At 59.3% G+C, this 17,418-nt stretch carries 11 protein-coding genes and 3 pseudogenes; 5 read left to right on the plus strand and 9 right to left on the minus strand.

The features are described from left to right. Positions 1-351: 351 nt before the first annotated feature. From LDN75_RS11455 to pdhA, 4 genes and pseudogenes are all read right to left on the minus strand, one after another. Positions 352-1,200, minus strand: a pseudogene (locus LDN75_RS11455) (carboxyl transferase domain-containing protein); the annotation flags it as partial. A gap of 73 nt (positions 1,201-1,273) precedes the next feature. Beyond that, positions 1,274-2,614, minus strand: a complete 1,341-nt coding sequence (locus LDN75_RS11460; RefSeq protein ID WP_223937370.1) for a dihydrolipoamide acetyltransferase family protein — start codon at positions 2,612-2,614, stop codon at positions 1,274-1,276. Further along, on the minus strand, positions 2,611-3,621 hold the full coding sequence (locus tag LDN75_RS11465; RefSeq protein WP_223937563.1) for an alpha-ketoacid dehydrogenase subunit beta: 1,011 nt from the start codon (positions 3,619-3,621) through the stop codon (positions 2,611-2,613). The genes LDN75_RS11460 and LDN75_RS11465 overlap by 4 nt, the downstream gene beginning before the upstream one ends. Beyond that, complete coding sequence (gene pdhA, locus LDN75_RS11470; protein WP_223937564.1) at positions 3,621-4,748, minus strand: pyruvate dehydrogenase (acetyl-transferring) E1 component subunit alpha; 1,128 nt, start codon at positions 4,746-4,748, stop codon at positions 3,621-3,623. Before pdhA ends, LDN75_RS11465 begins: the two co-directional genes overlap by 1 nt. Before the next feature lie 320 nt (positions 4,749-5,068). On the opposite strand from pdhA, the gene LDN75_RS11475 reads away from it, so the two are divergent. The 5 genes and pseudogenes from LDN75_RS11475 (at position 5,069) to LDN75_RS11495 (ending at position 10,935) form a co-directional block, all read left to right on the plus strand. Continuing rightward, a complete protein-coding gene (locus tag LDN75_RS11475) occupies positions 5,069-5,839 on the plus strand; it encodes an electron transfer flavoprotein subunit beta/FixA family protein (protein WP_223937371.1) in 771 nt (256 codons plus the stop codon). 8 nt (positions 5,840-5,847) lie between these two features. Beyond that, a complete protein-coding gene (locus LDN75_RS11480; RefSeq protein WP_346347170.1) occupies positions 5,848-6,819 on the plus strand; it encodes an electron transfer flavoprotein subunit alpha/FixB family protein in 972 nt (323 codons plus the stop codon). A 30-nt stretch (positions 6,820-6,849) separates the two neighbouring features. Continuing rightward, on the plus strand, positions 6,850-7,785 hold the full coding sequence (locus LDN75_RS11485) for a cytochrome b/b6 domain-containing protein (RefSeq protein ID WP_223937372.1): 936 nt from the start codon (positions 6,850-6,852) through the stop codon (positions 7,783-7,785). Between the two features lie 245 nt (positions 7,786-8,030). Then, positions 8,031-9,167, plus strand: a pseudogene (locus LDN75_RS11490) (branched-chain amino acid aminotransferase). 1,078 nt (positions 9,168-10,245) lie between these two features. Next, entirely contained in the window at positions 10,246-10,935 is a 690-nt protein-coding gene (locus LDN75_RS11495; protein ID WP_223937373.1) for a ThiF family adenylyltransferase, read from the plus strand. A gap of 570 nt (positions 10,936-11,505) precedes the next feature. Here the strand turns inward: LDN75_RS11495 and aceB are convergent. The 5 genes and pseudogenes from aceB to LDN75_RS11520 form a co-directional block, all read right to left on the minus strand. Then, a pseudogene (gene aceB, locus LDN75_RS11500) lies at positions 11,506-13,162 on the minus strand (malate synthase A). A 98-nt stretch (positions 13,163-13,260) separates the two neighbouring features. Then, complete coding sequence (locus LDN75_RS11505; protein ID WP_223937374.1) at positions 13,261-14,421, minus strand: NAD/NADP-dependent octopine/nopaline dehydrogenase family protein; 1,161 nt, start codon at positions 14,419-14,421, stop codon at positions 13,261-13,263. 971 nt (positions 14,422-15,392) lie between these two features. Further along, on the minus strand, positions 15,393-15,641 hold the full coding sequence (locus tag LDN75_RS11510) for a hypothetical protein (RefSeq protein ID WP_223937375.1): 249 nt from the start codon (positions 15,639-15,641) through the stop codon (positions 15,393-15,395). Positions 15,642-15,797: 156 nt separating this feature from the next. Next, positions 15,798-16,562 (minus strand): amino acid ABC transporter ATP-binding protein, encoded by a 765-nt coding sequence (locus LDN75_RS11515; protein ID WP_223937376.1) that lies wholly within the window; start codon positions 16,560-16,562, stop codon positions 15,798-15,800. 4 nt (positions 16,563-16,566) lie between these two features. Beyond that, positions 16,567-17,349 carry an amino acid ABC transporter permease gene (locus LDN75_RS11520; RefSeq protein WP_223937377.1) on the minus strand — a complete coding sequence of 261 codons (783 nt, stop codon included), beginning with the start codon at positions 17,347-17,349 and terminating at the stop codon, positions 16,567-16,569. Positions 17,350-17,418 lie beyond the last annotated feature (69 nt).

Below are 17,418 nucleotides of genomic sequence, written 5' to 3' on the forward strand. Positions count from 1 at the left end.
TTCGCCGCCGCGCAGCCCTTGGCAAACAAGTCCCAGCCTAGAGGCGACCAATCGCGTCGTCATCGGCGACCGGACAGATTCTTGAACAAATAGACGGGAGTAATTCATTAGCAGTACTCAGAACGTGAGGGCCGTCTCAACCAGGTTTGACATCGTAGGAAGCTGGCTCGGCACGACAGTGGAGGAAGTGGGCCCTGCCCTGATACGCATCCGCCTATTTCTGCGAACTCCCAGGAGTCATTCGCGTCAGAGGGCATTAGGAGGTCTCCCGTCGGGACAGAATGCGTTCGGCGTGGAGGAGCACAGGGGAGTCCACCATTTGGCCTTCAAATTGGAGAATATGTCGGCGGCGGGTTCTTCGACTACTGTGTCCACGTCCCACACCGGCTTCGCCGGTGCAGGCAAGGTGGACACGATGTCCCTAACAATTTGGAGTGCATGCTCGTCATTCTCGGCCAGGTGGTCAGCCACACCTGAAATCCGGGAGTGGACTTCTCCGCCGCCGAGCTCCTCGGCGGCGACAATCTCGCCGATGGCAGCTTTAACCAGCGGAGGCCCACCCAGGAAAATGGTGCCCTGGTTCCGAACTATTACTGTCTCATCGCTCATCGCCGGCATATAGGCGCCGCCGGCAGTGCAGGAGCCCATAACGGAAGCGATCTGCGCAATCTTGGCCGCGGACATCTTGGCTTGGTTGTAGAAGATCCTCCCAAAGTGTTCCTTGTCCGGGAAGACTTCGTCCTGCTTCGGGAGGAAGGCTCCTCCGGAGTCCACCAAGTAGATGCAGGGCAACCGGTTTTCGAGAGCATTTTCCTGTGCCCGAAGGTGCTTCTTGATGGTCATTGGATAGTACGTTCCACCCTTAACCGTGGCGTCGTTGGAGATCACTAAAACCTGCCGACCGTGGATCACGCCAATGCCGGCAATGAGGCCCGCGCCGGGACAGTCGCCACCGTACATTCCATGAGCCGCAAGGGGAGCTATTTCAAGGAAGGGGCTTCCGTCGTCGAGCAGGGCTTCGACATGTTCCCTCGGCAGCAATTTTCCACGGCTGAGGTGACGCTGCCGGGCGTGGGACGGACCACCGAGGGCGGCGGCTGCCAGATGCTTTTCAAGTGCAGCGGCCAGCTCCCTTTGCATGGCGTCGTTGGCTGCGAACTCGCCTGTGGAGGGAACCACGTGGCTTTCGATGGCTTGCATGGGCGTATTCCGTTCTGAGTCTGTACTCGCGTCTTCCAGTGGCAGAGGACGGGACTGTGGCGGGAATGGTTCCCTAGAGCAGCGCGAGGGTCACGCCTGGTTGGGACAGAATGGCACCGATGTCTGCAAGGAAGCGTGATCCTTGTTCGCCGTCCACAAGCCGGTGATCAAATGACAAGCTGAGTGTCATGACATCACGCAGTGTGACCTCTCCGTTGTGCTCCCATGGTCGTCTGCGTACGGCTCCCATCGCCAGAATTGCAGCTTCTCCCGGGTTGAGGATCGGTGTTCCGGCATCGATGCCGAAGACACCAATGTTGGTGATGCTGATGGTTCCCGCCGAGAGTTCGTTCGGGCCGGTCTTTCCGCCGCGGGCGCGTTCTGTCAGTTCGGTGATTGCCGAGGACAGTTGCAACAGGTTCAAGGTTTGCGCGTTCTTAATGTTGGGGACCATTAACCCACGTGGCGTGGCAGCAGCAATACCAAGATTGACGTAGTTCATGGTGACAATCTCGGCGTTTTCCTCGTCCCAGCGGGAGTTTAGTGAGGGTTGCAGTGCAACGGCAATGCATAAAGCTTTAGCGACCATGGTGAGAGGCGTGAGTTTGTACCCATTGAATTCATGCCTTTTCTTCAGCTGTGCAAGCAGTTCCGTCATCGCTGTCACGTCTATGGTCAGGAACTCCGTTACGTGCGGTGCGGTGAAGGCGCTTGCCACCATGGCGGCGGCGGTGTGCTTGCGTACCCCCTTGATCGGCGTTCGGGTCTCGGAAGCTGCCTCCCCTGCAAGGGACACGTCGGGTGAGGCGATGTTGGGCTTTTTTGCAGCGGCTAGGACGTCTAATCTGGTGACCACCCCCTGTGCGCCTGTCCCGGTCAGAGTGCCCAGGTCTACCCCCAGATCCCGGGCAAGCTTACGGACCGGCGGGGTGGAACGAACGCGGGTCTTTTCGAGTCCCGCCTTCGGCGCGGCTAAAGGAACGGCTGAGGCGGTAAGCGGCTGTGCGGCACTGACCCGGGCCACGCTTCTCGGCCTGCGCTGTGGCCTTCCCGACTTTTCGACTTCCGTTCCATATCCCACAAGTGTGGGAATGCGCTTCGGTGGTTCACCGTCAACTTTCAGGGATGTTTCGGCCGCCCGCTGGTCCGGCGTGGTGTTCTTCTCGGCTGGCAACTCAAAGGAAATGATGCGGGTTCCGACAGCGACGACTGTTCCCGGCTCTTCGTGCAATTCAGAAATGACACCGGCATAGGGCGACGGGAGTTCGACCACAGCTTTGGCAGTCTCAACCTCGGCGATGATCTGGTTCAATTCGACAGTGTCACCGACGGAGACTTTCCAGTCGAGAATTTCCGACTCTGTTAGTCCCTCGCCCAGGTCGGGAAGGAGAAATTCCTTGATGACGGTGCTCATGCCGTAGCCCCGCTCGGTGTGTTAGGGCGCCCGAGGGCGCGGTCGACGCCGTCTAGGATTCTGTCCAGGTCAGGCAGATGGTGTGATTCGAGTTTGGAAGCCGGGTAGGGGATGTCGAAGCCGGTCACGCGGACCGGGGGCGCCTCCAGGTAGTTGAAGCAGCGTTCTGTGATGCTTGCAGCTATCTCCGCACCCAGTCCTCCCGACTGGGCGGCTTCGTGTGTGATGACGAGGCGGCCCGTCTTGCACACTGAGGCCTCGACCCGCTCATAATCGATGGGTGCCAGTGAGCAGAGATCAATGACTTCCACGGAAGTCCCTTCATCGCCGGCTGCAATCGCCGCCTGCAAGGCAGTAGTGACCAGCGGCCCGTACGTAACGAGCGTTACGTCGGACCCCTGAGTGAGTACACGGGCCCGCTCCATGGGGGTGGCCTGTTGAAGATTCATGGATTGATCCACCTCACCCTTGGTGTGGTAGCGGCGCTTGGGTTCGAAGAAGAGAACCGGGTCATCGGAGGCAATCGCTTGGCGGATAACCGTGTGCGCATCCTGCGGGTTGGATACGGTAACGACCCGCAGACCGGAAGTATGGGTGAAATAAGCCTCAGGGGACTCAGAGTGGTGTTCCGGGGAGCCAATGCCTCCGCCAAACGGTACGCGGATGGTTATCGGCATCTTGACCTTACCCTGCGTCCGGTAGTGCAGCTTGGCGACCTGGCAGACGATCTGGTCAAAGGCCGGGTAAATGAAGCCATCGAACTGGATCTCTACAACCGGACGGTACCCGCGGTAGGCCAGACCCACGGCCGTGCCCATAATGGCCGCCTCAGCAAGCGGTGTGTCGATGACGCGCGAGGGGCCGAAGTCCTTCTGGAGGCCGTCGGTGATCCGGAAAACGCCGCCAAGCTTGCCTATGTCCTCACCCATGAGGAGGACTTTGGGGTCTTCCTCCATTGCTTTGCGTAGGCCGGTGTTGATTGCGCGCCCAAACGTCATTGTCTCGATCATTGCGCAACTTCCTCGGCGGCCTCAAAGGAGGCAAGATAACTGGCGTACTGGTCCCTTTGCCGGTCCAGCATGGAGTTTGGCGAACTGTAGACGTTGGAGAAGACATCCATAGGCTCCGGTTCGACCATGGAGATGCAGCCTGAGCGCATCTCTGCAGCCACTCTGTCCGCTGTTGCCTGTACTTTCGCCTGGAAGTTGTCAGTGAACTTGCCCTGGCGCGTCAGCAGGGCCTCCACACGCGAAATGGGATCCTTTTCCACCCAGTCCTGCAGTTCATTGTCATCACGGTATTTCTTGGGGTCGTCAGCGGTGGTGTGCGGCCCCATCCGGTAGGTGACAGCTTCGATGAAGGTAGGACCTCCGCCGGTGCGTGCCCGGTCCAGAGCCACCCGGGTTGCTGCAAGAACAGCGAGAACATCGTTGCCGTCAACGCGGATGCCGGGAATGCCGAAGCCCGGGGCGCGGTCCGCGATTGGGACGGACGACTGAAGGCCGACGGGTTCGGAAATGGCCCAGTGATTGTTCTGGCAGAAGAAGATGACGGGGACCTGGAAGCTGGCGGCGAACACAAGAGACTCATTGACATCGCCCTGGCTGGTGGCGCCGTCACCAAAATAGGTGACGGCAACCGAACTCGCGCCGTCATACTTGATTCCCATCGCATAGCCGACAGCGTGCAGGGATTGGGCCCCGATGATGATCTGTGGAGTGGCCATATTGATGCTGTAGGGGTCCCATCCGGAATGGGCGTTGCCCCGCCACACCCGCAGGATGTCTTCCGACTTCACTCCCCGGCAGTATGCAACGCCGTTTTCGCGGTAACTTGGAAAAACGAAGTCATCATCGCGCAGAGCGCGACCGGAACCGATCTGTGCAGCTTCCTGTCCCAGAAGCGGTGGCCACAGTGCCAGTTCGCCCTGACGCTGGAGGAATGTAGCCTCCTTGTCAATGCGGCGGATCACCACCATGTCTTCGTACAGTCCCGCCAGCCGGTCATCCGTGATGTCCTCGACCCACCGGTCGTATTCCTCGTTAGGTATCCGGATGCCCTCGGACGTGATGAGTTGAAGGATGTCGTGTTGCGGTTGCGCCGCGACCCCGTGCCGGCTCGCGGCGGGACCCAATTCGTTGGTTAGCAATTTCACGCACCTTTGCATGCTTGGGCGGTCGCGCTCACGCGCCTCCCCCGCTGAAGCAGGGGCACCGCCGTCTTTGTTGCTATGACGCTAATCACTTCAAGCAAGTGGCACAACGAGAATAAAAATAACTAGTCCAGATGTATAGAGCAGTGGCGATTTTCGATGTTCTTGGTGCACAAAAGGCCGCAATTTGCGCTCGTAATTGAACCTGTGTTCCGTTTGCGGGGCGGACTCCTTGGATTGCTTGTAGCTTGGTGTCTCAAGTCCCAGACCGTTGAGCAATGGAGCGAAAGGTAGCTGTCCACATGAAGATCGTCGTCCTGGTCAAGCAGGTTCCCGACACTGAAGAAGAGCGCATGATTGCACCCGATGGGAACTTGGACCGGAAGTCTGCCTCGGGGGTGGCCGACGAAATCAATGAGCGGGCATTGGAAGTGGCATTGTCCTTCAAAGATGCCAACAAAGGCACCGAAGTGGTCCTGCTGTCCATGGGGCCTGCGGAAACGGCTGCCGCCCTGCGAAAGGGCCTGCAGATGGGTGCTGATTCAGCAGTCCATGTGAAAGATGACCGACTTTCCGGTGCCGACGCGGTCCAGACGGCCCATGTCCTGGCTGCAGCGCTGCAGGCCACCGGTTTCGACGTGGTGATTGCCGGTAACGCATCCACCGACGGTGGTGGCGGGATTGTTCCGGCGATGATTTCAGAGCTCTTGGGCGTTCCGCTGCTCGGTTCTCTCAACCAGGTGACACTCACTGCTGACTCTGTCGCTGGCGAACGTCAGGAAGAGAATGGCACCGCTATGGTCCAGGCTTCGCTGCCAGCCGTTTTTTCCGTCACTGAGCGCGCCGCGGAAGCCCGGTTCCCGAACTTTAAGGGGATCCTGACGGCCAAGCGCAAGACGGTGCGCGACTTGATGCTGGATGACCTACGCGTCCCGCAAGAAGTACTGAGGGCCCGTTCGACTGTGCTGTCCGTACAGGGCAGGCCTGCACGTGCTATCGGATCCAAGATCGTCGATGACGGCAACGCCGGCAGGCGCCTGGCCGAGTTCCTAGTCTCCAGCCGACTCGTTTGAGGAGAAATATGATGGCAAACATCCTGACATTCATTGAAGTTTCCGCGTCCGGAAGCATCAGCGGTTCGGCCGGGGAGCTCCTCGGTGCAGCGTCCAGGCTCGGTCGGCCTACCGCGGTTGTCGTGGTGGCTCCGGGCTTGGGTCCGCAAACTTCTGAGCAGTTGGCTGCCCTCGGCGCGGCAGAGGTTTTTGTAGCTGAGTCCGAGCAGCTGGGGGGCGTGTTGGTGACTCCCCAGCTGGACGGTTTGCAGGCTGCCATTGAGGCACTGAAGCCCGCTGCAGTCCTGGTCGCCCACTCGGTGAACGGTAGCGAGGTGGCAGCGCGACTGGCTATCCGCACGGGCGGTGGCATCTGCGTGGATGCTGTTGACGTTCAAACCGTGAAGGACAGAATAGTCGCCTCGCACTCCGTCTACGGCGGCTCATACTACGTCGATTCCACTGTGGAGGGCCTGCCAATCATCACGATCCGCCAGGGCTCAATAGAACACCGGGTATCGGCAACCACGTGCCAGACCAGCACGGTAACTCTCACGCCCTCCACAGGGCCTGCCGCCATCATCAAATCGCCTAACCAGGCAACCACCACGCCCGCAAGGCCGTCACTGCGCGGGGCCGCACGGGTCGTTTCCGGCGGACGGGGTCTGGCTTCGAAGGAAAATTTCGTCCTCGTCGAGCAGCTTGCCGATGTCTTGGATGCTGCGGTCGGCGCTTCCCGGGCAGCAGTAGACGCCGGGTACACCTCACAAGCCAGCCAAGTGGGGCAAACCGGGATTACCGTCTCACCACAGCTGTATGTCGCGTTGGGGATTTCCGGAGCCATCCAGCATAGGGCAGGCATGCAAACCGCCAAAACCATCGTGGCAATCAACAAAGATCCTGACGCTCCCATTTTCGATGTTGCTGACTTCGGCGTCGTGGGCGACGTCTTCACCGTGGTACCGCAGCTCATCGAGGCCCTCGAAACACGGTCCAACTAGCAGTTTGCTACGGCTTGAGAGGAAAAACGGATGTCTCTGGCAACGAAGCCGCCATCGAGGAGAGGAAAGCCGTGGGCTAAATGGGGCAGCACAACAGGTGTCCTCATTGCAGTGCTGTTCCTGATAGTTCTGGCGGCAAAAGGACTACGGGAACTGCCTGGCGTTCAGGAATTTCTGGCTGCGTATCCCGGTTGGACGACGTTGCCAAAGGATGCCCCCGTCGGATTGCCTGCCTGGCTCGGGTGGCAGCACTTCCTGAACGCCTTTTTCCTTGTGCTCAGCATCCGTTCGGGCTGGCTGCTGCGTACTACAACACGTCCCAAAGCGTACTGGACCCGGCGTAACCAGGGCGCGTTCAAGACGCGCGGCAAGCCAACCAAGATTAGCCTCGACCTGTGGCTTCACCTCAGTCTTGATGCATTATGGGCACTGAACGGAGCAATCTTTATTGTCCTGTTGTTCGTCACCGGACAATGGATGCGCATAGTCCCAACAAGCCTTGATGTCGTTCCCAATGCTCTCTCTGCCCTGCTTCAGTACGCTTCTCTGGACTGGCCACTCGAAAACGGCTGGACTAACTACAACGCCCTGCAACTGCTCGCGTACTTTACGGTTGTGTTCCTTGCAGCGCCCTTGGCCATCATCACGGGGCTGCGTATGTCGGCCGCATGGCCCAAGAAAGCAGGTTCGCTCAATATGATGTTTCCAATCGAAGCTGCCCGCGCCATTCACTTTCCCACGATGATTTTCTTTGCGCTCTTCATTATCACCCACGTGACGCTGGTACTTGCCACGGGAGCCCTGAGGAACCTGAACCATATGTACGCCGCAGCGGATGATGAGGGCTGGGCCGGTTTCTGGTTCTTCGCCGGCTCCCTGGCCATCACCACGACTTTTTGGCTTCTTGTCCGCCCTGTTTTCCTTCGCCCGGTTGCCTCTTTCTCCGGGACCGTTACTCGGTCATAGGGATCCCAATCCCAATAGACGTTCCTTTAGATTGACGAGAAGTACCCAACTGGTACTTACACACGCCCTCAACGTCGGCCGGGTACACCATAAAGGAAGATATGTTCCGCGTATGACCCCCTCGAGGCGGCATGTACTACTCGCAACACTACATTCGGAGATCCGGGACGCCTCACCGGGCTTGCTCATCCTAAATCAAGCACAATATGCCGTGATCAGCAACGACACACGGCTTAGGAGGAATCATGATTCAAAGTGCGCATGGCGTTGGATTCGGCCGGCAGCTCTCGGAAAACCCGAAGTCTGCTGAGGAGCGTGCAGCTATCCTGGCGAACCCGGGCTTTGGCGACTACTTCACCGACCACACCGCCGTCGTCGATTACAAGGTCGACGCCGATGGCAATGGCGGTTGGCAGAATGCCCGGATCGAGCCCTACGGCCCCATCTCCCTGGATCCTTCGGCCGCGGTCCTGCACTACGGCCAGGAGATTTTCGAGGGACTGAAGGCCTACCGGCACGCCGATGGTTCCGTATGGACCTTCCGTCCCGAGGCCAACGCGGCGCGCCTGAACAAGTCGGCCCGCCGTCTTGCCCTTCCGGAGTTGCCCGAAGAGTACTTCCTGGGTGCCATCCGGGAACTGGTGTAGGCGGACCAGGAATGGGTTCCGTCCGGCGATGGCGAGGCTCTGTACCTTCGTCCGTTCATGATCGCCACGGAGGCCTTCCTGGGTGTTCGGGCTGCCCGCGAGGTGTCCTTCCGCGTCATCGCGTCCCCGGCTGGCAACTACTTCGGTGGCGAGCTCAAGCCTGTGTCCATCTGGATCTGCCGTGAGTATGCCCGTGCTGGCCGTGGTGGAACGGGTGCGGCCAAGTGTGGTGGCAACTACGCCGCTTCGCTGATCGCGCAGCAGGAAGCCGAGGCCAACGGCTGCAAGCAGGTTCTGCTCCTGGATCACTTCAACGACGACGCCGTGGAAGAACTCGGTGGCATGAACGTCTTCTTCGTGATGAAGGATGGCTCGTTGGTGACTCCCGCCCTCAGCGGCACCATTCTCGAGGGCGTTACGCGTATGTCGGTGATCCAGGTGGCCAAGGACATGGGCCGCGAGGTTTCCGAGCGCAAGATCACCCTGGACGAGTGGCGCGACGGCGTTGCCTCTGGTGAAATCACGGAAGTTTTTGCCTGCGGTACTGCAGCCGTGATCACTCCGATTGGTGTCCTCAAGGATGCAACCGAATTCATTGGCGCGGAAGATGCCACGGCTGGCGAAACAACTATGGCCATCCGCGAAAAGCTTCTGGGTATCCAGACCGGAACGGTCGAGGACACCCACGGCTGGCTGACCCACCTGGCAAAACCAAATTCCGTTCCATGGGTCTAGCCTTGTGCTCCGTGCCGCCCCGGATCATCCGTTCGACTGTCGACCCATGAAAGTGGCGTTTTGCTCCGTGGACGGCAACGAGTGGAATGCAACTGATCTTGAGAACGTCCCGCCCGTACGGCTGCGGGCACTAAAACGAGGCTTGGTCTGTATCGGATGCGGGGTGTCGGCTCGTCTGTACCGTCCGAAAAGGACTCCGCCAGTGCACTTTCTGGCCGATCATGAGCCGACCTGCCCCGCGCTCATTCGTGACAAGACTGTCTTCCGCTTCCTGCAATAAGCAACAGATCTGAGGGACAGTCAACAAAGAAGCTATTCGTTCCTCGGCACAGTTGTGTCTGGAAATGTCGGTGCCTTGTGGCACGCTCGTCTCAGGGGATGGTCTCCTGAGCAAAAGAAGAGCGGTAGTGGGTATGGCTAAGCCTGAAGATAAGCCCAACAAGCCGGAGCACCCGGAGCACCCCGAGCAACCGGATAAGCCTGGCAGGCCGGATGTTCCCCCGGGCCCGGCGAACCCGCCGACCCCACCGGGTAACAGGCCTGTGGGTTAACAGCGTGGCCGGTTTCCTGCCGTGGTGGGAACGGTATCCCGGGAGACTGGAGCATGAAAGACGTGCGCTCCAGTCGGCCGGGATCACTGTTGTCGAGGATCCCGAAGCCAAAGCCGGGGGAGTGATCAGGTGGTCGTTCGTGGCACCGGATGCCCTGACCGGCTGCGGAGACGTGGATCTGGTGGCGACGTTTCCGGAGTTTTATCCGTTCCTTCGCCCGGACGTGGCCGCACCTGGAGTGGACATGGCACACCACCAACACCCTTTCGGGAAGAACCTGTGCCTAATCGGCCGGGCTTCGGCCGCGTGGGACACCAGCAATGACCTTGCGTGGTTGATCCAAGAGCAGCTGCGTAAGGCCCTCACGCTCGGGAAATCGCCGGAGCGTGGGGTGATGAAGAGGACCAGGGCGAACCCTTCTCGGATTATTATCCCTACCGGCCAAATGCTATGGCCCTGATCGATAGCGCCTGGACACCGCCCTCGGGCTCGGTGAAGGGAACGGTGACGTTGCGGTAAGCGGTCCCATGCCCTTACGGGAGGATGCACAGAGTCTTTTCGTCATTGAATCCGTAACCAACCACGCTGGTGAGCGTTTATTCCGCATGCCTGCCCCGGTCCGGGAGCATTACAAGGCTGCTGCGGAGTGGACAGCTCAGTGGACGCACCTGCCGCAACCGGCTAAGGCTTCAACGGGGGTCGGGCTTTGGTCCGCCAGTGAAGAACTGGCGGGCCCTCACGCGCAGCCCCTAAGCTGCAACGGCACGTATTTTGAGCTGCGTTTGGTGTCCTTCCCCGAAGAACACAGTCAAACCACCACCGGTACGGGGTGGGTTCTCCTGGTCCGTGAGCTCGGGCGGCTACACCAGCCCAGCCGGAAGGACAGCAAGTCGGGCAACCCTGCCCGCCGCGCACCCCGGCGGGGACAACCCACCGTGCACCTGGTCCGCGCCGGACGCATCGGACCGGCCGATATGAAGGCCCGGCTTGGCACGTCTTCGCTGCCTTCTTCCAAGCGTGTGCTGCTGCTGGGTGCCGGTGCGGTCGGCAGCGTCATCGCTGACCAGCTGGCGCGTTCAGGGATACTGGGTCTGACAGTGATCGACCATGACGTCCTGGAACCGGGCAATCTCGTCCGTCACGCCAACAACCTCTCATTCGTGGGCACCTACAAAAGTGGCGCGGCCGCGAGCCTGGCCCTTCAGGTCAACCCCTAAGTCCAGGAACGCCTCAGCGGCCGAACCGCTCTGAACATGCGCGAGCAACGTGACCAGTTCTTTGCACGTGAGGATCGACCAGAGTTTATTCACGACTTCACGCCGCGTTCTCGGAGTTCACCGACCGTTCGAACGTCCTTCTCCTTCGTGATAACAACGACGTTGGCCTGCAGGAAGTCACTGACTGGGTTCTCAGCGCGAACTGACGAGAGCGGCTGCAGGTGACGCGCTTAGGTCCCGCTTGAGGCTGTAGTAGATTTCCCGGGCTATGAACCGTTTGAGGCAGCGGATAGCGTCAGCTGACGAGTGGCCTTGCGCTCTCTTGCGGTCCCGGTAAGCCTGGGATCTCGGGCCATAGCGCACGATTCGTGCGGCAGCGAGCTGGGAATTGACATTCCATGGTAGGTGGCCTGACCTGCGATTACTGAAATTTCCACCCAATTCCCATCCCCAACGGGAAGGTGCACGGTTCCCAATCATATAGCCCAGCGCAACAGAGTTGCCCCGCTCCCCTCGTGAAATGCCAGTCTCGTTGTCAGATCGGGCCTTCTAAAAATCTCTCTGCCGCCCTCAGAGATGTTTGGGGGTCTGCACTTCTGCTTCTTTGCCAGGCTTGATCCGGTCCTCCAGGTACCAGACGTAGTCGGGGAGGGTGAGGAAGGAGGGGAAGTCTTTGCTGAGGGTGACTTCCTCGAAGATGTCGCGGGAGTCTTCGAAGCGGTCGCCGTCGAAGCGTTCCAACTTGTCGAATTCGTCATCCAGAAGGTCTTCTACCCACTCGCGGGTCACAATCTCTCCCTCATCGGTGATGGCGGACGCGAACATCCATTGCCAGATCTGGGACCGGGAGATTTCCGCGGTGGCGGCGTCCTCCATCAGGTCGTGGATGGCGACGGCGCCGTTCCCGCGGAGCCAGGACTCGATGTAGCGGATCCCTACCTCGATGTTGTTCCGGATGCCCTGCTCGGTGATGGTGCCTTCGGTGGCGGCCACGTTGATCAGGGCGCGGTCATCGGGGATGACGTCCTCGCGAGTGCGGTCCAGCTGGTTGGGACCCTCGCCAAGGATGGTGTCGAACACTTCGCGGCAGGTGGGGACGAGGTCCGGGTGGGCCACCCAGGAGCCGTCGAAGCCGTCATTGGCTTCGCGGGTCTTGTCCGCACGGACTTTCTCGAAGGCGTTGGTGTTCGCGGCTTCGTCCTTGCTGTTGGGGACGGCGGCTGCCATGTCGCCGATGGCCATGGCGCCGCGCTTGTGGCAGGCACGGACCAGCTGGTCGGTGTAGGCGCGCATGAACGGGGCGGTCATGGTCACCTGGGCGCGGTCCGGCAGGACGAACCGGGGGGTACGGAAGTTCTTGATCAGGGAGAAGATGTAGTCCCAGCGGCCGGCGTTCAGGCCCGAGGCATGAACGTGCAGTTCGTAGAGGATCTCTTCCATTTCGAACGCCGCGGTGATGGTCTCGATCAGCACGGTGGCGCGGATGGTGCCCTGCGGGATGCTCAACAGGTCCTGAGCGAGGATGAAGATGTCATTCCACAGCCGTGCCTCGAGGTGGTTCTCGATCTTGGGCCGGTAGAAGTACGGGCCCCTGCCCCTGGGCCAGGAGGCGGCGGGCGTTGTGGAAGAAGAACAGGCCGAAGTCCACGATGCCGCTGGCCACCGGGGCGCCGTCGCTAGTCATGTGCTTCTCGGGCAGGTGCCAGCCGCGGGGGCGCACCACGATGGTGGGCAGTTCCCCGGCCGGGCGGAGCTTGTATTCCTTGCCTTCGGGGCTCCTGTAGTCGATGCGTCGTTCCACCGCATCGGTGAGGTTCAGCTGCCCCTTGATGACGTTCCGCCACGTGGGGGTGGCGGAGTCCTCCATATCAGAGAGCCACACCTTCGCGCCGGAGTTCAGCGCGTTGATGGTCATCTTCTTGTCCACCGGGCCCGTGATCTCAACCCGGCGGTCTTCCAAGCCCGGGGCCGGCGGAGCAACGCGCCACGACGGGTCGTCACGGATCTGGGCGGTTGCAGGCAGGAACCTGGGGTCCTGGCCGCTGCGAATCGCGGCTCGCCGGGTCTGCCGGGTTTTCAGGAGCTCCTGCCGGCGTTCCTCAGTCTTCCAGTGCAAAGTCGAGATGAATTCCAGCGCCTCCGGAGTGAGGTTTTCGTTCTGCCGCCGAACGGCGTGAGCCGTCAGGGTTATCCCGTTGATCGTGAAGTTGTCAGTAAAGCTGTTCATTGATGTTCTCCTGGTGCAAGGTTCAACTGAAAGAGCAGCAGAGGGCGTGTAATCCCACGTGCTGCTTTCCAGCTGGGAAGATTCTCAGTGGAATTCTCCTAGGCGCGCAGGATTGGCAACTTAGAACTCACGCTCTTCGTCCAGGTCAGAAACGAAGCATGGTCATTGACCAATTCCTTCATGGAATTCACAGTGAGTCCCTCTAAAGCAAGGTTCCGTGCACTGCGACCAGTTGCACGGAAGTCACGCCCAAGAGTGGCACTGGCCAAGGCTACGAACGCATCGCATATAGGTACCGGCACGTCCGCGATTTCGGCCAGAGCCAGCAGAGGCACTGCACCTGACAGTGTGTCTTCCCATAGGAAGCGGTGATTAAGGCTGTCCGGTGCGCGAATTCCGGAATACATCGCACATCCACGGATTGACTCGTACAGACTTCCCTGAGGAGCGCCGGCCACTTGTGTGAGGTATTCGGACAGTGATGTAGGTTCGTAGCCGAACGCCCGAGCTACGGCTACACGTTCATCATCCAGTTGGCCAACGACCGATGCGATGCCTGGAGTCACCCCTTCGGCGTAGTAAAGGAAATCTGAACCTGGGTGTTCAATCCTGCCCGCGTTGAGAAGCATTGGAACAATGTGCAGTGCTGGCCCCACATTGCTCAGCCCGGATATCAGCACGTCCTCGACAGCCACGAACGGGAACTCGGGAAGAAGACCTGCCATGACGTCTGCCTGTCCGCTTGGAAGACTTGCGATTTCTACGCGATCCTTCATTGCGCCGATGTGAACGCTAGCCGGGCCGATCACGTGGCTACCAAAGACGGTGGTCGATGTTTCGCCTAGCATCAGGTCATCTTTGTAGCCGGCTGCCACGAGACTGTGCCACATGCCGATGGATCCGAGCGTTCCGGGGCACATCAGGATGAGAATCTGTGAGCTCAGGAGGTGCGGTGCCAACTGCAAAGCGATATCTGGATAGGCGTCGGCTGTGGTGTTGACCAAAATAACGTCTGCGCCGGAGATCGCATCTGCCATTTCTGTCGTGATGTACCGGACGGGCGCGAATCCTTCAATTGTTCCCTGGACGCTGATGCCGCCGCGTTCAATGATGGGCTTTAGCCACTGGTTCACTTCGCCGTCATCGTCACGGTTCCAGAGGTTCACGTGGTATCCACCTAGCCCAAGGAAGCCCGCGATCGCTTGTCCGCTGCTGCCAGCACCTATGACGGCGACAGTGGCCACCGTTGTTCTAGCCATGATATTTCCCTTCTCTGGTGAACCGTGAGCACGACGAGGAACCATAGAAACCTCGGCGTGTGCGTGGAAGACGAGGGCGTGCCGACAAGACCCTGCCCTTGCTGGTGCATCAAGACTTGGCGCAAGGATGCTTGTGAGTGCAGGAGTGAACTCAACAGAGACTCCCCTGCGGTGCTGCACCACTCATGTAATCCGGAACCCCCAGTAAGCTCTCTCAGTCGTCCGATTAGCGTGATGCTCAGTAGGCGTCGAGGTTCTTCTCTTTAGGAAATTTAGTTACTTCGTCGGCCACTTGAACGTTGTTGAGATTGGACATGGGGAAGTGAGTGTTCCCGTGGAGCCCTCGGTTCGGCAGACGCACCACAGTGGCGTCACCGCCGTGGGGGCTGGGGGATTCTCGGCGGATGATTTCGGGATGTTGTCGCCGAAATAGATGACGATTGGAATCTTAGAGAGTGCGGTGAACTGGCGAGCGTAACCGCTACGCCGGGTACCGTTGCGATCGGGGGCCTACAAAAGGCGGCGGCACTCCGCCTTCAGGAACCACAAATCCGCTTGATGGTTCGAAGGAAACGATGCCCTTTTCCCGTGGATTCTGGATTGCCGTCAACCAGCCCGACTCCCGCTCTGCGAATGGGTGAACAGAACCACGTCCCCGATCGGTCGAACAAGGCGGACATGGACTTTAGCCACAACCTCGGGGTCGTGCGGTCCGGTGTTGGGTGTCATCTGTCGAAAATACTGATCGAGAGCTGATGGGTCGTTCGAGAATTGAACGGCAGGGTGTAAATCCGGCCAGTTACCGAGCCGAAAAACGTTGAACAGATATTGTCATCGGGAGTGGGGGTGATTGTCGTGCCGACTGTGCTTCGGCCGGCATCGCCTCGACGTGGTTGATCGACAAGATAGGTACTGTAGTGACGGCGCAGGAATAGGCTCTGAAAGCCTTCGCGTCCGTCGGGGGTTGACTCTCATGTTTTCGAGAATTGTCCGGCGCCGTGCACCATCACGAGCGGTAGCCGACGTGCCTCCTTCGGTACTTGGTAGAAGGTGTAGGCATGATCACCGTGATACGTCTGACCTTCCGGCTTCAGCGGCTGCAGGGGATCGGACTGGCCGGGGGCAGTCGCGGTGGTTCCGCCCACCGTGAAGCTACCTTGGTCCTCGATGGTCAGAGGCCCTGCGGTATCGGGCTCCGAGCCAGATCCGCAAGCGGACATCGTGGCCGCCGTAACCAGCATTACGGCTAAGGAGCGAGTTCGTAAACGACTAAGTTTCGAAATAGCAGCCCTTTCATTTCGTCGCGTTCGGGCTAGCACATTTGGCTCCCCATAGAGCTCGTTCGCTGCCCATCTGGCGACGGGTGGCGTTGCCTGTCAGAGGACCTTTGAGAGGAAGGACTGTGTCCGTTCGTGCTGGGGCGCCCCGATGACTTTTGATGGACTTCCCGATTCAACGATTAGTCCTTGGTCCATGAAGATGACGTTGTCGGCGACTTCACGGGCAAATCCCATCTCGTGGGTCACGACAATCATGCTCATCCCGTCGTGGGCAAGTCTCTTGATAACGGCCAGGACTTCACCGACGAGTTCGGGATCCAATGCTGACGTGGGTTCGTCGAAGAGGAGTATTTCAGGGTCCATTGCCATGGCCCTGGCGATGGCAATGCGCTGTTGCTGGCCTCCGGACAACTGGGATGGGTAGTGCCTTCCGTGCTCCGACAGACCGACAACCTCCAGGAGTTCCTCGGCCCGGAGAAGCGCGGCCTTCTTAGGGGTTCCCTTGACCATCGTCGGGCCTTCGATGATGTTCTCGATCGCGGTCATGTGCGGGAAAAGGTTGAATTGCTGGAAGACCATGCCCGTCTTCCTCCGTCTTAGGGCGATGTCCTTCTCGCGCATTTCGTAAAGTTTGCCGTTCCGACTGTCATAACCAACTGTCTGGCCACATACCTCGATGCGGCCTCCATCCAGGGTTTCGAGGTGATTGATGCAGCGAAGGAACGTGCTCTTGCCGGATCCGGAGGGGCCGATGATGCAGGCTACTTCTCCAGAGTGCAATGTCAGATCGATGCCTTTAAGGACCTCGTTTTGACCGAAAGTCTTGGTTACGCCTTCAGCGACGAGAATGTTTGTGGTCATAGTCTTACCTGTTCGCATAATGGCGCTCGACTCGGCCTTGGATGAGGATCAGTACGGTTGTAATTGCCAAGTACCAGACGCAGACGACCATCAGCAGGGGAATGGTCTCATACGTTCTTGCGTAAATCAGTTGTGCGGAATGGAGCAGGTCCGTCATGGCGATGACACTCACCAAGGAAGTACCCTTTAGCATTGAGATGAGCTCATTACCAACCGGGGGGATAATGCTGGGCATGGCCTGCGGAAGGACTATCCGTCGGTAAATCAGTCCAGGTGTCATGCCAATCGCTTTGGCAGCTTCCCGTTGGCCTTTTCCTACGGAAAGGAAGCCACCGCGGATGACCTCTGCTGTATAGGCGGCCTGGTTAAGACCTAATCCCAAGATTGCCGCAGTCAACGGCGTGATGAAGTCGTTGCTGGGGACACTGAGCATCTGTGGTCCGAAGGGGATTCCCAGCGACAGGTGGGAGTACAGTGCCCCAAAGTTATACCAAAAAATGAGTTGGACCAGCACCGGGGTGCCCCTGAAGAACCAGATGTAAGCGGAACTGATGGCTTGGAGCAGCCAAGTCGGGGACAACCGCATGACCGCCAGCGTGATTCCCAACGCCAGACCGATCATCATCGCGATGACGGTCAGATACAGAGTGTTGACAAGACCTTCGAGGATCTGAGGATCGAATAAGTACTGGCCGACGGTTTCCCAGCCGAAGTTTTCATTTGTGACAACGCTGTATCCGCCAAGAAGGAGCGTGATCGCGATGACGATAGTGATGGCGTTGCGCACCGGGTGCTTCAGCCTAACAACGGTCGCGTTCGTCTTTCCGGGTCCGTCTTTGGATGCTTCAGATGAAGT

The sequence above is a fragment of the Arthrobacter sp. StoSoilB5 genome (assembly GCF_019977235.1).
Classification (GTDB): Bacteria; Actinomycetota; Actinomycetes; order Actinomycetales; family Micrococcaceae; genus Arthrobacter.

Coding starts and splice junctions, on each gene's coding strand:
- LDN75_RS11510 (WP_223937375.1), bottom strand. CDS start 15,641: ATGTCCGCTTGCGGATCTGGCTCGGAGCCCGATACCGCAGGGCCTCTG.
- LDN75_RS11480 (WP_346347170.1), top strand. CDS start 5,848: ATGATGGCAAACATCCTGACATTCATTGAAGTTTCCGCGTCCGGAAGC.
- LDN75_RS11460 (WP_223937370.1), bottom strand. CDS start 2,614: ATGAGCACCGTCATCAAGGAATTTCTCCTTCCCGACCTGGGCGAGGGA.
- LDN75_RS11475 (WP_223937371.1), top strand. CDS start 5,069: ATGAAGATCGTCGTCCTGGTCAAGCAGGTTCCCGACACTGAAGAAGAG.
- LDN75_RS11515 (WP_223937376.1), bottom strand. CDS start 16,562: ATGACCACAAACATTCTCGTCGCTGAAGGCGTAACCAAGACTTTCGGT.
- LDN75_RS11485 (WP_223937372.1), top strand. CDS start 6,850: ATGTCTCTGGCAACGAAGCCGCCATCGAGGAGAGGAAAGCCGTGGGCT.
- LDN75_RS11505 (WP_223937374.1), bottom strand. CDS start 14,421: ATGGCTAGAACAACGGTGGCCACTGTCGCCGTCATAGGTGCTGGCAGC.
- LDN75_RS11495 (WP_223937373.1), top strand. CDS start 10,246: ATGCCCTTACGGGAGGATGCACAGAGTCTTTTCGTCATTGAATCCGTA.